At 42.7% G+C, this 12,831-nt stretch carries 19 protein-coding genes and 1 pseudogene; 15 read left to right on the top strand and 5 right to left on the bottom strand.

Annotated elements, in window-relative coordinates; all coding sequences use genetic code 11:
- Positions 1-89: 89 nt before the first annotated feature.
- The 3 genes and pseudogenes from THEPK_RS11780 to THEPK_RS11785 form a co-directional block, all read right to left on the bottom strand.
- Positions 90-401 (bottom strand): annotated as a pseudogene (locus THEPK_RS11780) (TAXI family TRAP transporter solute-binding subunit); the annotation flags it as partial.
- A gap of 397 nt (positions 402-798) precedes the next feature.
- The gene (locus tag THEPK_RS13290) at positions 799-939 is read right to left on the bottom strand and encodes a hypothetical protein (RefSeq protein WP_156882207.1); all 141 of its coding nucleotides are present in this window, start codon (positions 937-939) and stop codon (positions 799-801) included.
- The gene (locus tag THEPK_RS11785; protein WP_156882208.1) at positions 920-1,411 is read right to left on the bottom strand and encodes a hypothetical protein; all 492 of its coding nucleotides are present in this window, start codon (positions 1,409-1,411) and stop codon (positions 920-922) included. The genes THEPK_RS13290 and THEPK_RS11785 overlap by 20 nt, the downstream gene beginning before the upstream one ends.
- Positions 1,412-1,469: 58 nt before the next feature.
- Here THEPK_RS11785 and THEPK_RS11790 point away from each other — a divergent pair, with 58 nt between their 5' ends.
- The 12 genes from THEPK_RS11790 (at position 1,470) to THEPK_RS11845 (ending at position 9,083) form a co-directional block, all read left to right on the top strand.
- Positions 1,470-2,099 carry a ribosomal biogenesis protein gene (locus THEPK_RS11790; RefSeq protein ID WP_042702449.1) on the top strand — a complete coding sequence of 210 codons (630 nt, stop codon included), beginning with the start codon at positions 1,470-1,472 and terminating at the stop codon, positions 2,097-2,099.
- On the top strand, positions 2,096-2,332 hold the full coding sequence (gene pcc1, locus THEPK_RS11795) for a KEOPS complex subunit Pcc1 (protein ID WP_042702452.1): 237 nt from the start codon (positions 2,096-2,098) through the stop codon (positions 2,330-2,332). The genes THEPK_RS11790 and pcc1 overlap by 4 nt, the downstream gene beginning before the upstream one ends.
- 56 nt (positions 2,333-2,388) lie before the next feature.
- Positions 2,389-2,739, top strand: a complete 351-nt coding sequence (locus THEPK_RS11800; RefSeq protein WP_042702455.1) for a prefoldin subunit beta — start codon at positions 2,389-2,391, stop codon at positions 2,737-2,739.
- 34 nt (positions 2,740-2,773) lie between these two features.
- Positions 2,774-3,097 carry a DUF3194 domain-containing protein gene (locus THEPK_RS11805; RefSeq protein ID WP_042702458.1) on the top strand — a complete coding sequence of 108 codons (324 nt, stop codon included), beginning with the start codon at positions 2,774-2,776 and terminating at the stop codon, positions 3,095-3,097.
- Positions 3,060-4,040 carry a DHH family phosphoesterase gene (locus tag THEPK_RS11810; RefSeq protein WP_042702461.1) on the top strand — a complete coding sequence of 327 codons (981 nt, stop codon included), beginning with the start codon at positions 3,060-3,062 and terminating at the stop codon, positions 4,038-4,040. Before THEPK_RS11805 ends, THEPK_RS11810 begins: the two co-directional genes overlap by 38 nt.
- A 4-nt stretch (positions 4,041-4,044) precedes the next feature.
- Positions 4,045-4,377 (top strand): hypothetical protein, encoded by a 333-nt coding sequence (locus tag THEPK_RS11815; protein WP_042702464.1) that lies wholly within the window; start codon positions 4,045-4,047, stop codon positions 4,375-4,377.
- Positions 4,378-4,382: 5 nt separating this feature from the next.
- Positions 4,383-5,453 (top strand): hypothetical protein, encoded by a 1,071-nt coding sequence (locus THEPK_RS11820; RefSeq protein ID WP_042702465.1) that lies wholly within the window; start codon positions 4,383-4,385, stop codon positions 5,451-5,453.
- On the top strand, positions 5,437-6,162 hold the full coding sequence (locus THEPK_RS11825; protein WP_042702468.1) for a tRNA-binding protein: 726 nt from the start codon (positions 5,437-5,439) through the stop codon (positions 6,160-6,162). The genes THEPK_RS11820 and THEPK_RS11825 overlap by 17 nt, the downstream gene beginning before the upstream one ends.
- Positions 6,163-6,325: 163 nt before the next feature.
- Positions 6,326-7,468 carry an RNA ligase gene (locus THEPK_RS11830; protein ID WP_042702471.1) on the top strand — a complete coding sequence of 381 codons (1,143 nt, stop codon included), beginning with the start codon at positions 6,326-6,328 and terminating at the stop codon, positions 7,466-7,468.
- Between the two features lie 48 nt (positions 7,469-7,516).
- A complete protein-coding gene (locus THEPK_RS11835; protein WP_042702474.1) occupies positions 7,517-8,116 on the top strand; it encodes a DUF4443 domain-containing protein in 600 nt (199 codons plus the stop codon).
- Between the two features lie 11 nt (positions 8,117-8,127).
- Complete coding sequence (locus tag THEPK_RS11840; protein ID WP_042702477.1) at positions 8,128-8,640, top strand: RNA-binding protein; 513 nt, start codon at positions 8,128-8,130, stop codon at positions 8,638-8,640.
- On the top strand, positions 8,637-9,083 hold the full coding sequence (locus THEPK_RS11845) for an adenylyltransferase/cytidyltransferase family protein (RefSeq protein WP_042702480.1): 447 nt from the start codon (positions 8,637-8,639) through the stop codon (positions 9,081-9,083). Before THEPK_RS11840 ends, THEPK_RS11845 begins: the two co-directional genes overlap by 4 nt.
- Positions 9,084-9,134: 51 nt before the next feature.
- Here THEPK_RS11845 and ftsZ read toward each other — a convergent pair whose 3' ends face one another.
- Both ftsZ and THEPK_RS11855 read right to left on the bottom strand, forming a co-directional pair.
- Positions 9,135-10,382, bottom strand: coding sequence for a cell division protein FtsZ (gene ftsZ / locus THEPK_RS11850; RefSeq protein WP_042702485.1), 1,248 nt, complete (start codon positions 10,380-10,382; stop codon positions 9,135-9,137).
- A 20-nt stretch (positions 10,383-10,402) separates the two neighbouring features.
- Positions 10,403-10,594, bottom strand: coding sequence for a ribbon-helix-helix domain-containing protein (locus THEPK_RS11855; protein ID WP_042702488.1), 192 nt, complete (start codon positions 10,592-10,594; stop codon positions 10,403-10,405).
- Between the two features lie 209 nt (positions 10,595-10,803).
- Here THEPK_RS11855 and cgi121 point away from each other — a divergent pair, with 209 nt between their 5' ends.
- From cgi121 to THEPK_RS11870, 3 genes are all read left to right on the top strand, one after another.
- Positions 10,804-11,226, top strand: coding sequence for a KEOPS complex subunit Cgi121 (gene cgi121, locus THEPK_RS11860; RefSeq protein ID WP_042702491.1), 423 nt, complete (start codon positions 10,804-10,806; stop codon positions 11,224-11,226).
- A 133-nt stretch (positions 11,227-11,359) separates the two neighbouring features.
- Positions 11,360-12,535: an aminotransferase class I/II-fold pyridoxal phosphate-dependent enzyme gene (locus THEPK_RS11865; RefSeq protein WP_042702493.1), complete on the top strand. Its 1,176-nt coding sequence runs from the start codon at positions 11,360-11,362 to the stop codon at positions 12,533-12,535.
- Positions 12,536-12,564: 29 nt separating this feature from the next.
- A complete protein-coding gene (locus THEPK_RS11870; RefSeq protein ID WP_042702497.1) occupies positions 12,565-12,828 on the top strand; it encodes a TMEM165/GDT1 family protein in 264 nt (87 codons plus the stop codon).
- The last annotated feature ends 3 nt before the right edge of the window (positions 12,829-12,831 follow it).

The following is a 12,831-nucleotide window of genomic DNA, read 5'->3' on the forward strand; positions in this document are numbered from 1 at the left end:
AATGGTTTCAGACTTCATGTTCCCCCTTCTTTTTCTAAAGTACTGCCAGTAACTTAAACCTGACACCCCACAGCTTATCCTAACAGTATCGCCCTAACGATAAATTGGACTGTTTCTGGGTAAAGTGCTGCAACGCCTCTAATGTTCTTTATTGCCTGTCCTTCAAACATATAAAGGCCGTTGTAGGCATAGTAAGCTACATCGTTCTGAAGAATCGCGGCTTGGGCGTTTCCATCCCCAATTGCCTTTGCGTTTGCTACACTTGCACCGCTTGTAACTGCCTTAGCTGGGATATCGTTTTTAGTCAAAATCTCGGCATATCTGGAGCCAAGAGGGAAGTAAACTCCTCCAGTTCCACCGGTATAGATGGTTATTTCCTGGCCTTGGGTTGTTGTCTGGGTCCGTTCTGCCTACCCGTAAAGTGTGTGTAGGGTGTTAATTTCGTAACGGGTAGGCTTCCAGCCTCCCGTCTTCATTGGCTGGCTTTCGGGGGGAACGGTGACTCCCCACATCTTCAAGGCTCTCGACAGTCCCCATTCGGGCTTGACAAACCCCACATTCTGGGAACTGCTTCACCACAAGGAAGTATAATTAGAGACTATTTAAAAATTACGGAAAACAAGGGCGTGTTTAGTTTCACCCCCTGTTATTTAAACAGTATTTGACTCTGAGGAGGATTTTCAGACCATAACACATTACCCCAAGCAGGATTCGGGTTACAGTAGTCTTTTCAGAAAACAGGGGATCCTACTGCCAAACCACGTTGTAAACGCACCCCAGAACCCCTCATGAGGATTCCTACGCCTGTACCTCTTCTTCAGAAAACACTCTGTCTCTCTTCTTACTACCCTTTGAATCATAAGCCCCATCAGCATAAAAATTCCCAGAACCCCCCGGCAGGAGTTCAATCAGCTCGTTCTCAGAAGTTGTGATCTTCACAGCAACCGGATACAGTAAACCCTGCAGGATTCTCGTTATTGCCTGAACTTCTATCCTGCCCTTTTTTATTTGTGATAATGGTTGAGTCTGCTTGAGTGCTGGCGTAGGGTAATTTCTGGAGTTTTTCAGGAGGTGGTTTGTCAGTTCTTCGAGGTTCAGCTTTTTCTCCCCAGTTGTGGAGGGTTGAGTAGTGAATGTTTGCTCCGAAGAATTTTCTGCCGTAGTGCTGGGCGTCTCTGAGAGGTAGGTTGTAGTATTGTTTAAAGAGGAGTATTGCCAGTATTGTTTTTACTGGAAATTTTTTGGATTTTGGCAGGTTCTTCAGCTTTCCTTCTGATTCGAAGTCTGCTAAAACGTCAAGAATTGCGAATGCCACGCTTTCAGGGTCTTTGAGTCTGTGATCCCATCTGGGGATCACGACAACCACCCGAAAGAATTCAGCAAAAACCCTAATAAAGGTTACTATAAACACGCCCTCTCTATTGAAAAGATTTATAACCCCTTTTCCTCAAATCTCGAAGTGATCAGAGATGATGCTGATAACAACATCCCACAGACCCACAAGGAGGACTAGAAGTTTCGGACACGACCTAGAGAGGGTTTTCCCTAACTCGACTTATCTGACTAGAGGAAAGAAGACTATTCAAGACCTTCTTATGGAGGCTTATGATAGAGGCTACGAAAGGCTTTTGATAATCAATGTTTGGAAAGGAAATCCGCTAAAAATGACTTTCATAAAAGTCTCTCCAGAAGATTGGGGATATCTGGGTTACCTCTACCTCCATGGAATCAAACTTCAGAGAGAAATGGGGTTTAGAAACCTCCGCCCGATTAGGGAGGAGATGCCCTTTATAGTTACAACCGCCAAAAGGGTTGGACTTGACCACATCGTCTTTGGTCAGGTTTTTGCTGAGCTTACTAACGGGAAATTCGTCCCAAGAGGAGAAAAGAGCCTGCAGTACATAGCAGATAAATACAACACGGATGTTCTGGGTGTAATTGAGCGCCACCCAAGGGGAATGGCTGTAAACTTCTACCGCTTTGATGTCTCAAAAGATAGGCCTGTGGGGCCGTTGATAAGCGTTAAAATATGGATAATGGAAGACGGGAGAAGATGGGACTATAAAGAAAAGCTCGGCATCAAAAGTGATGAAGAATGATAAAAGGGAGAATCGAGCTTGAATTCCCCGACAGCGAGACAGCAAGAGTTGTTTATGAGAGCGTTCTTTTTGAGCACAAAACGGTTCCCTATAGAAGAAGCAGGATGGACTTTTATTTAAAGGAAAATAAGGTTATAATGGAGTTCATTGCAAAGGACAATTCTGCCTTAAGGGGGACTTTGAATTCTTATCTTCGATGGATTAAAGTTGCCCTCGATGTAGCAGAGCTTTAGTTAACTATTTAAATCTTCTTCGAGAGTATAGCTTCGGACTAAAAGGAGGTGTTATCATGCAAAACATTCCACCTCAGGTGCAGGCTCTATTGGGACAGCTTGAGAACTATCAACAGCAGCTCCAGCTTGTAATCCAGCAGAAACAAAGAGTTCAGGTAGAGCTCAACGATGCTAAAAAGGCCCTCGAAGAGATTGAAAAAGTTGAAGAAGACACCCCAATATACAAGACAGTTGGCACTCTAATAATCAGGGCAACGAAAGCAAAGGCACTGGAAGAGCTTAAAGAGAAAGTCGAGACCCTGGAGGTTCGCCTAAAGGCTTTGGAGAGACAGGAGCAGAAGCTTAACGAGAAGATTAAAGAGCTCACACAACAAATACAGAACTCTCTAAGAGGAGTGGCTGGGTGAATTTCTTTTTTCAACATTTTATGAGGGGGCGTAGATGAAGAGGGTATTCCACATAGGGCTTCCAGAGCTGGGTGAAGATGAGCTGATAGCAATTGGTGAACTAGCTCAGGAAGTCATCATAGACTACATCTTTGAGCACTTAACAAGGAGTGAAGTGAAGGACATAGAGGTGACGACGAGGATAAACCGCGAAGATACCCTGGATTTGGAAATAGAGGTCTACCTTGAGGTGCCAATATTCGTAAAGGTGGACGTTGAAAAGCTGGTTGACGAGGCACTTGAAGCTGCTTATGAAAAAGTTGAAAAAAGGTTGAGGGAAATTGCGGGGCAAAATAAAACTCAAGAACTTTCTGAATAAAGCAAGGGAAAAGAATTATTCTTTTTTACTGCTGTGCCATCACAATGCCGACCCGGACTCTTTGGGTAGTGCTATAGCTTTTTCCAGGTATCTTACAAGCTTAGGGTTGAAAAACCGGATAGGTGTTTCTCAAAGCGTCTCGTCTTATGCAAAACGCCTTCTCAACTTCGCCCAGGTAGAAAGGAATCCATCCGTTTTAGAGGACGTGGTTATAATCTTTGACACTTCTTCCATCGAGCAGCTGGAGCCTGTTGAAGTTCCAAATGATCGGTATGTAATCATTATCGATCATCACATCGAAAAGGAGAACCCCATAAAAGCCCACATAAAAATCATCGACTCCTCAAGGACTTCCACCGCAGAGATTGTGTGGGAGCTCTTGGAGTACTTTGGCTTTTATGATGAAGTTTCCGCGAAAGCTCTTCTGGCGGGAATAGTTACGGATACTGCCAACTTTAGGTATGCAAACTCAAAAACTTTCAAAACAGTGTCCAGAATCCTGGAGAGATTTGATATTCAAATGGGGGAGATATACAATTTAGTTGCTCCGGTTACGGATGAGAACATAGACCAGGCAAAGAGAATGGCCATATTAAAGGCCTGCCAGAGAATGGAAATAAAAAAGGTGGGCACTTACATAATAGCAGTTTCGAAAGTCTCTGCCTATGAGTCCTTGGCCTGTAAGGTTTTCCTTCAGCTTGGGGCCGATGTTGCGATTGTTGGAAGTGATAAGAACGGAGTCAGGATTTCTGCAAGGGCGAAGGAGAACCTTGTCAAGAAAGGCCTTCACCTGGGCAGGCTTATGGAGAAAGTCGGCCCGATTATAGATGGCTCAGGTGGAGGGCACTCCGGAGCGGCTGGTGCTAATGGAAAGAGAAACCTTGAGGAAGCCGTTAAGTTTTTAGTGAAAGAAATCGAAATGTTTCTAAAGACGTTGGGGTGATTTAATGTCCAGATGCCCCTTATGCGGGAAAATTATTAGGTGGGAAGACCTTATAGAACAGATGCTTATCCTTGAAAACTTTCGGGAGCTGCTTAAGGATAAAGATGCATTCTTATCGGCCTTAAATGACTTCGCGTTCAAATGCCCCGAATGTGGTGAGGAATTTTATGGGAGGAATCTGAATCTTAGGGAGGCTGAAAAAGTTTTTGAGCTCTTAAATGATTTTGACGGCTCGATAGACTATAGCAGCAACAAAGTCCGGCTTAAGCTTACTAATCTTCTGGCGTTGGACTTAATGCTTGAGGAATGGGATAAGAAAGTTAAAGGTTCTCGGTGATAGTTATGATGGAAAATATCTCCGACTTTCTCCAGAAAGGGGATTTTTCAAGTGCTCTGGAACTTGCCCTTCGAATTGAGGATCCCTTTTCAAGGCTTGAGGCGCTCTCTTACATTTACCAATATGTAGAAGGGGACGAGTATAAAGAGATCGTGCTGGAAAGGATGCTTGAAACTATTGACTCCCTTGAGGGACTTCTGGAAAAAGCTAGGGCGCTGGCACTAGTTGGATATGCCCTTACTGTAAGCGGGGACAAAAAGGGCGAGCACTTCTTCAAAAAGGCTCACCAGATTATTAAGGCCATTGATTACCTCCTCTGGAAGGCGGAAGGTTATGGGTACCTTGCATACTATATGGCACTTGCGGGAGATTATAGCAGTGCATTTTACTATTACAACGTAGCATATGAAACGGCCCAGAACTCTTCTGAGCCTTATTCAAAAGTCCTATCGTTCTTATACCGTCTAGCTCAGCAGATATTGGAAAATGCCGAGGAAATACGCTCTCCAGAAGCTAAGGAGTTCTACGAACTTGCTGCGGAGATTTACGAAGAGATAAAAAGGCACCTGAGTGCGCAAGAGCTAAAGAAAAAGGCATCTCTAATAGAGCTGGCACTTGAGAAAGGCAGCAAGGTCGTTTCTGAATTTCTCGAAAGGAGAGATGTGGACAACGCTGTGTTTGTTATCAAATACCTGCCAGATGAAGAAAAAGTTTTGGCGCTCTTGGAAGTAGCGTACTGGCTCTTCCTCCATGACAAGAAGGGGCTTGCAAAGAGTATTGTTGAGGACGCATTTAGAATGGTTGCAGAAAGAAAAATAAAGCCAAATGACGAAAAGCTCGAGGAAATTGCAGCAAAGTTCTTAAAAATAGGTCAGATTGAAGAGGCTTTGACAGTAGGGGCAATTATCTCTGACGATAGGATAGCGTCCAGAGTTTTTGAAAAAATTGCTTTAACTTATGCAAAGAGGGGTGACAAGCTCAAAGCAATTGCAGTTGCACAGGCAATTTCTGACGAAAATATTAAGAGAGGTGTTCTAAAAGCGATTGAAGGTGAGGAAAATGTGGGACACGAGTAAGGATTATCGGTTGCTGGTTGCTGAAGAGGCAGTTGAGCTGTTTTTGAAAACCATTGAAGGGGCAAAATTCAAGGGAAAGTGGGACAAAAAGACAGCAGTAAAACTGGCAAAAGAGATGATTCCCGAGATTCAGGCATTGCGCTACTCGTATCTGGAGCCGCAGGAGTTAATTGACACTCCTCAAATGAAAGCACTAAAAGAAAAAGCTCTGGGAATAATCGAGGCACTGGGCGGCGAAGACTGGTACACCAAGTTTCTCGAGCTGGCTGATAGAAGTGAGAGGGAGAAGGTTGAGGAGAGCATCGCAAAGGTTCGCTTTTTCCTAAACACAATTCTTAACCTTGATAAGAGGCTGGAATTGGGTAAGATAAACGACCCGGTTATTGCAGTGGACATAAAGGTTGGCGAAGTCATGAGCGCTGGCAAGCATCCAAATGCGGATAGGCTCTTGGTGTGCAACGTCAACATAGGGGATAGAGCGGTTACTGTGGTTACAAATGATTTAACCGTGAAGGAAGGTCACAGAGTTGCTGTGGCACTTTTACCGCCAGCAAACTTCAGAGGAATCACTAGTGAGGGAATGTTCTTGGGAGCGGGAGAAGGTGTTTTAAAGGATGTAAAGGGCGAAATCGGCGGTCTGCCCAAGGGTATTCCTCTTGAGGCGTTGAAAGAAACAAGAAACTTAGTTGAGGCGTTTTTGAAAGAGTGAGCCTTTATATTGCTTTATTTTTTAGCTCTTTTGATTTCTGTTGAGCTACTTTAAAATTTGGAGTAGCGTTAAAAGAACATTTTGAATCCTTCCTATTGTAGATTATGTTGAATGTCCAAAAACCTATAAACTCCAAACCAGAAAAATAATAATGGTGCTGGAGATGGTGAGTTCCTATTTCAAAGATATCCTTCTTGAGCTTGGTATAAGCAGGGAGCGTATTGAAATACTGGAAAATAAAGGTGGCATAACAGAGGATGAATTCGATGGAATACGGTATCTCAGGTTTAAAGATTCTGCTGGAAGCTTAAGAAGAGGGACTGTCGTTTTTGATTTTCATAACATCATACTTGGCTTTCCTCATATAAAGCGGGTTGTTCATCTGGAAAATGGAATAAAGAGGGTGTTCAAGAGGAAACCCTTCTATGTAGAGGAAAAAGTCGATGGGTACAACGTAAGGGTTGCCCAGGTAGAGGGAAGGGTTTTTGCATTTACCCGGGGTGGTTTTATATGTCCCTTCACCACAGAGCGAATTGAGGACTTTGTTAATATGGAGTTTTTCAAGGATTATCCAAATTTGGTCCTTTGTGGGGAGATGGCGGGGCCGGAAAGCCCATATCTCGTTGAGGGGCCTCCCTATGTGAAGGAGGACATAAAGTTCTTCCTTTTTGATATTCAGGAAAAGAAAACGGGGAATTCCCTTCCCGTGGAGGAGAGGCTTAAGCTAGCTGAGGAGTACGGAATTCCAAGCGTTGAAGTGTTTGGGGTGTATGATATCTCAAAAATCGACGAGCTTAAGGAGCTTGTGGAGAGGTTGAGCAGGGAAAGGAGAGAAGGGGTAGTCATGAAAAGCCCCGATATGAAGAAAATTGTAAAGTATGTTACCCCTTATGTAAACATTAACGATATCAAAATCGGAGCGAGGATATTCTTTGACCTCCCACAAGGATACTTCATGCAGAGAATAATGCGGCTTGCGTTTTATCTAGCTGAAAAGCGAGTGCAGGATGAAGAATTTGAAAAATACGCAAGTGCTCTGGGAAGAGCCCTTTTGGAGCCCTTTGTTGAAAGCATATGGGATGTCAGCGCTGGAGAGGAAATAGCCGAAGTTTTTACGGTGAGAGTGAAGCACATAGAAACAGCCTATAAGATGGTATCCCACTTTGAACGTTTAGGCTTGAAGATTCACATAGAGGACATAGAAGAAATGCCTCAAGGCTACTGGAAGATTACGTTTAAGAGAGTTTACCCGGATGCTACAAGGGAAATTAGGGAGCTTTGGAATGGACATGCTTTTGTTGACTAGCCTAAAGTTTTTATATTTTGCCATTAAATCGAAAACAGAGGTGAAAAGATGGATTGGAAGCGAGGTGCATATCCGGAATTTAAAATTGAGGATGCTATTGCCGTGCTTTTCTTATTAAAAACACCCAAAGGGCGAAAACAGATTTCTGAAGAGTTGAATCTTGGAGAAGGGACTGTTAGAACGCTTTTAAAGAAGCTTTCCTCAATTGGGCTTGTTGAATCTCAGCAAAAGGGACATTCACTAAGTGAGAAGGGTATTAAAGTCCTCCAGGAAATTTCAAAACTGTTCTCAGAGCCCTTGGAGGTAACTCCCCTCGAAGGTTTTGTGACATATGCACTCGTCGTGAGAAACCCTCCGGAGTTTAGGAGTATAGAGCTCAGAGATGAAGCAATTCGCTTTTTCGCTAAGGGCGCCATGATTTTAACAGTACAGAACGGTGAAATAGTATTTCCAGAGGATGGAAGACCTTTGAAGGAAACCCTTCCCGAGCTTTCCGATGACCTCAAAAAGCTCCCTGTTGAGAATGGCGATCTTGTGATTGTTACGTGGGCTGAAAATAAAGCAGATGCTTTGAAAAGTTTAATTCATGTCGCATTGAGCTTGAAAGGGGAATTATTGCCAGAAGAAATCAAAAAGCTTGTTGAGTGAGGTGCTCTGAGATGAAAATAAAGCATCCATTGAGCAAAAAAGAAGTCAAGAAGATAATGGAAGAGATGGCTAGAATCTTCGGAGAAGAAGTAGCCGAGAAGTTAATATCAAAAAATGATCAAGTTCTGGTGGGTGAGTTTGATAAGACTACCCAGATTTTGTTTGTTAACGGAAAGCCTCGCTTTATACGACGGGAGAAGCTTATATTTCCGCTGGTAATAACTCTGTACGAGATTTCCGACAAGGAGGACTTAAGAAAATGGAAGCGCAGAGTTGTTGTCGATCAGGGTGCTGTCCCGCATATATTGAACGGTGCCGATGTCATGGCCCCGGGTATAGTGGATGCAGATGAAGAAATAAAAGAGGGCGATTTTGTGTTTGTAGTGGAAGAGCAGTATGGGAGGCCACTGGCAATTGGGATTGCACTGATGGACGGAAAAACTATGAAAGAAAAAAAGAAGGGGAAGGCTGTGAAAGTGATACACCACGCAAAAGATAAAATTTGGGAGTTGACTGCGGTATGAGGGAAAAGAAAAAGATAAGAGTTGTTGTTGGAGGTGTTTTCGATATTCTCCATGTGGGGCATATTCACTTTCTGAAAAAGGCGAAAGAGCTGGGAGATGAGCTTATAGTAATAGTAGCTCACGATGAAACGGTAAAAGAAAGAAAAGGTAGGCCACCGATAAACTCTATGTACGAAAGGGCTGAGCTCTTAAAGGCGCTCAAGATGGTGGATGGAGTTGTAATTGGGGACCCTGGACACATAAGCCTCGAACTCATTAAAAAGCTTAAGCCAGATGTCATTGCATTGGGCCCTGATCAAAACTTTGATGTCTATGCCCTGAAAGAAGAACTCAGAAAACATGGCATCGAAGCGGAAGTTATTAGAATACCTTATGCATACAAGACAGATGTCGCTAAGACAAGTAAAATAATTCAAAAAATAGTAGAAATATTTTGCGAGTGATTTTAGCAACTTCTGATTTTACCCCTTTGATGATTATAAAGGGTAAAGGATTTAACTTAAGTCGTAATCTACGGCTCCCTTTACAATTCTCTCAATTTCGGGATTAACAATTAAATTGGGTTTTTTCCTTCCTGAAACTTCGTCAAATAGGTTTTCGAGCTCTGAGTCCTTGTTTATCCTCCTGGTTATTGGATTTGAAATTATCAAGTTATCCTCTGTTGTCAATGCGTTAACGTCGCTGCTGAGGATGTGAGGGGATTTTACTCCCGTCATTATCACCATAGCTCTAACGACTTTTCCGAGATCCTTCTCTATTCTTGCTCCCCATTTTATCTCTGACTTTGCTCCGAGTTTTTCATATACAACCTGCATGGCGTCGTTTATCTCTCCGAGGCTGACGTCTGGACCAACTGTAAAGTGCACTAGGGCAGCTTCTCCACTTCCAAACTCAACCTCAAGCATTTTGTTGCTCAAGGCGTTATTTACGGCATCGACGGCTCTCCTATTTGAATCGCTCTCGCCTATTCCAATTAACGCAGCACCACCGTTTTTCATGACGCTGTACACATCTGCAAAGTCTATATTTACCATGGAGGGGAGCATTATTGTTTCTGTTATGCCCTTAACCATCCTCGCTATTATTTCATCGGCAAATCTAAATGCGGCTGAAATTGGAAGCTTCGGCACCAATTCAAGAAGTTTGTCGTTTTCTATTATCACGACAGTGTCTGAATACTTTAGGAGGGCCTGTATGCCTGCTTTTGCTTTTTCAATCCTCTTTGTTCCTTCAGTTTTGAATGGATATGTCACAACACTCACAACAAGCGGCTCTTGGATTCTCCCAGAGTTTCTTGCTTCCTCTTTTATCACCTTGGCAACAACAGGTGCGGCCCCAGTCCCTGTTCCGTTACCCATACCGGCGGTTATGAACACAAGGTCGACATCTCTAACTGCATCTGCTATTTCATCTCTACTGGCCTCCGCAGCTAAATAACCTATTCTTGGATTTCCACCAGAACCCTTTCCGTGAGTAATATTCTTTCCGAGAAGAATTTTCTTGTGAGCCTTGGTTCTTGAAAGATGTTGCGCATCGGTGTTCATGGCTATTAACTCTGCTCCCTCTACCCCTAACTCGTAGAGTCTTGTTATTGTGTTATTTCCAGATCCACCGACACCGATAATTGCTATTTTAATGAAAGATTTAGAAACTTCTAGATCATTGAGAGCTTCCTGTGCTCTGTTATCGTCGTTATCCATATTCAAATCAATACCGGCTTGTTCTAGTAGTTTAAACACCATATCAATTCCCTCCGACACTCTTATTCAATCACATATTCTGGAAGTTCCTTTTCTTCTGCCTCTGTTGTATATAGTTCTTTCTTTATGAGCTCCCTGATAGCTTCTCGAATTGCTTCGCTTCTGTTGGGGTATACTCCTCTTTTGACTAAGACATCAAGAGCGTTTATGAGTCCCTGTGGCAACTGAACACTAATGATCCTCATCTTTGCCATTCTGTCCACCATTACATGAGGTGCATCTAGTGTATGTTTTGGCTTTAATTAGTTAAATACTTTTTGCCTCTGCTTTAATATTAGCGTATTATTAATTTCAAAAATTTTTAAGAAAATTGGAGGATAATTAAAATATTTTTATTGAGTACACATTTCTGTGTAGACAAAAAATTTAATAAACAACGAAGCAATAAGCTTGGGGAGATAGAATGAAGGTATTAAACTACGGCACAATTAAGATCGCAATTGCAAAGATTTTGCTCGAGGATACTGCAGATATTTTTGAAATTCTCCCAGATAATGTCCAGATATTGAACATAAGATGTTGGGAACAGGTAGCTTTTTCTACTATATTGGCCCTAAAATCGTTTGAAAGAAAAACGAACAAAGCGAAAACAATCAAAGGGGAGATACTTCTTAGGGCAAGTGGAACACTTCAGATCAAAGATGCCATTAAGACCGTGGGGGCAAAGGAGGGTGAGAACTTCATAGTGGCATTCGGAGAGAATGCAGAGAAAGATCTCCAGGAGATACTTTCAAAGATACCTGCGGAAGAGATACCATTCAATGACTGTGAAAAAGAGGAAGTAAAAAAAGTCTTCGAGAAGGCTGCTTTAGTCGATGTTCTCTAATACCGGCGTGTTCACTTATTTTCTGGCAAAATTTCGAAGAATTTTTATTATTTGTGCCTAGTTTTGAAACTTTTCTCTCGATAAATTTATAAGAATTTGGCATCACTCATAAATGCTCTTGGAGGGATGAATCATGCGTTATAAAAAGCATAAATATTTCGTTGCGGGTCGTATAAATCTTATCCAGAGATCAAAGATTAGGGAGCTTTTTGAAAGGGCATCAAAGATGCAGAACGTCATTTCCCTCGGAATAGGCGAACCAGATTTCGAAACCCCTCAAAATATAAAGGAAGCAGCAAAGAGAGCTCTCGACGAGGGGTGGACTCACTATACACCAAATGCAGGTATTCCAGAGCTTAGAGAGGCAGTTTCGGATTACTATAGGGATCACTACGGTTTGGATGTTCCATCAGAAAGGGTAATCGTAACGGCTGGAGCTTATGAAGCCACTTACCTTGCCTTCGAAACTCTGCTGGAAAATGGTGATGAGGTGATAATCCCCGATCCGGCTTTTGTATGCTATGTTGAAGATGCAAAGATTGCAGATGCGAAGCCGGTTAGGCTGCCCCTGAAAGAAGAGAACGGCTTCCAGCCCGATCCGGACGAGCTTCTTGAGCTTATAACCAAGAAAACGAGAATGATTGTGATTAACTACCCGAATAATCCCACTGGTGCAGTTTTGGATGAAGAAGTTGCAAAGGCTATAGCGGATATTGCTCAAGATTATAATATTTACATTCTTAGCGATGAACCATATGAGCACTTTCTATATGATGGGGCAAAGCACATACCAATGATAAAGTATGCTCCGGACAATACAATCCTGGCAAACAGTTTTTCAAAAACTTTCGCAATGACCGGATGGCGCTTAGGATTTGCAATAGCTCCGGAAGAGATAATAAGGGACATGATAAAACTCCACGCTTACATCATTGGAAACGTTGCCTCTTTTGTCCAGGTTGCGGGAGTTGCAGCCCTTAGAGAGGAAGCAAGCTGGAAGGCAGTGGAGCAAATGCGCAATGAATACGCAGAGAGGAGAAAGCTCGTCTTAGAGCAATTAAAAGAAATACCCTACATAAAGGCGTTTGAACCGAGAGGAGCGTTTTACATCTTTGCCAATATAAAGGATACAGGAATGAAAAGCGAGGAGTTTGCAGAATGGTTGCTGGAGAAGGCAAGAGTGGTTGTTATCCCGGGAACGGCTTTTGGACCTAATGGCGAAGGCTACATCAGAATAAGCTATGCAACAAGCAAGGAAAAGCTCTTAGAGGCTATGGAAAGAATGAAAAAAGCTCTTGAGGAGCTTTAGTTCTTTAATATTCTTTTTGAGGTGGTAACGTGAAGGAGATCCTTTATGTCTTTGTTGCAATATTCCTTGCAGAATTGGGAGACAAGACTCAGTTAGCCACAATTGCCTTTGCTTCTAAGTACGGGTGGATCAAGGCGTTTTTAGGAGCAATTTTTGGCTTAGCATTGGTCAATTTGATTGGAGCTGTTTTAGGGGACAAAATAGGCGATGCATTGCCCCTTGAAGTTATTCACAAGGGGGCCGGCATTTTGTTTATTGTCTTTGGAGTACTGATGCTGCTTGGAAAGCTGTGAGGT

It is taken from the genome of Thermococcus sp. PK, assembly GCF_000430485.1.
Lineage (GTDB): Archaea > Methanobacteriota_B > Thermococci > Thermococcales > Thermococcaceae > Thermococcus_A > Thermococcus_A bergensis.

Coding starts and splice junctions, on each gene's coding strand:
- THEPK_RS11815 (WP_042702464.1), top strand. CDS start 4,045: ATGTCCAGATGCCCCTTATGCGGGAAAATTATTAGGTGGGAAGACCTT.
- THEPK_RS11865 (WP_042702493.1), top strand. CDS start 11,360: ATGCGTTATAAAAAGCATAAATATTTCGTTGCGGGTCGTATAAATCTT.
- THEPK_RS11805 (WP_042702458.1), top strand. CDS start 2,774: ATGAAGAGGGTATTCCACATAGGGCTTCCAGAGCTGGGTGAAGATGAG.
- THEPK_RS11855 (WP_042702488.1), bottom strand. CDS start 10,594: ATGGCAAAGATGAGGATCATTAGTGTTCAGTTGCCACAGGGACTCATA.
- THEPK_RS11830 (WP_042702471.1), top strand. CDS start 6,326: ATGGTGAGTTCCTATTTCAAAGATATCCTTCTTGAGCTTGGTATAAGC.
- THEPK_RS11835 (WP_042702474.1), top strand. CDS start 7,517: ATGGATTGGAAGCGAGGTGCATATCCGGAATTTAAAATTGAGGATGCT.
- THEPK_RS11800 (WP_042702455.1), top strand. CDS start 2,389: ATGCAAAACATTCCACCTCAGGTGCAGGCTCTATTGGGACAGCTTGAG.
- THEPK_RS11840 (WP_042702477.1), top strand. CDS start 8,128: ATGAAAATAAAGCATCCATTGAGCAAAAAAGAAGTCAAGAAGATAATG.
- ftsZ (WP_042702485.1), bottom strand. CDS start 10,382: ATGGTGTTTAAACTACTAGAACAAGCCGGTATTGATTTGAATATGGAT.
- THEPK_RS11790 (WP_042702449.1), top strand. CDS start 1,470: ATGATGCTGATAACAACATCCCACAGACCCACAAGGAGGACTAGAAGT.
- pcc1 (WP_042702452.1), top strand. CDS start 2,096: ATGATAAAAGGGAGAATCGAGCTTGAATTCCCCGACAGCGAGACAGCA.
- THEPK_RS11825 (WP_042702468.1), top strand. CDS start 5,437: ATGTGGGACACGAGTAAGGATTATCGGTTGCTGGTTGCTGAAGAGGCA.
- THEPK_RS11820 (WP_042702465.1), top strand. CDS start 4,383: ATGATGGAAAATATCTCCGACTTTCTCCAGAAAGGGGATTTTTCAAGT.
- cgi121 (WP_042702491.1), top strand. CDS start 10,804: ATGAAGGTATTAAACTACGGCACAATTAAGATCGCAATTGCAAAGATT.
- THEPK_RS11845 (WP_042702480.1), top strand. CDS start 8,637: ATGAGGGAAAAGAAAAAGATAAGAGTTGTTGTTGGAGGTGTTTTCGAT.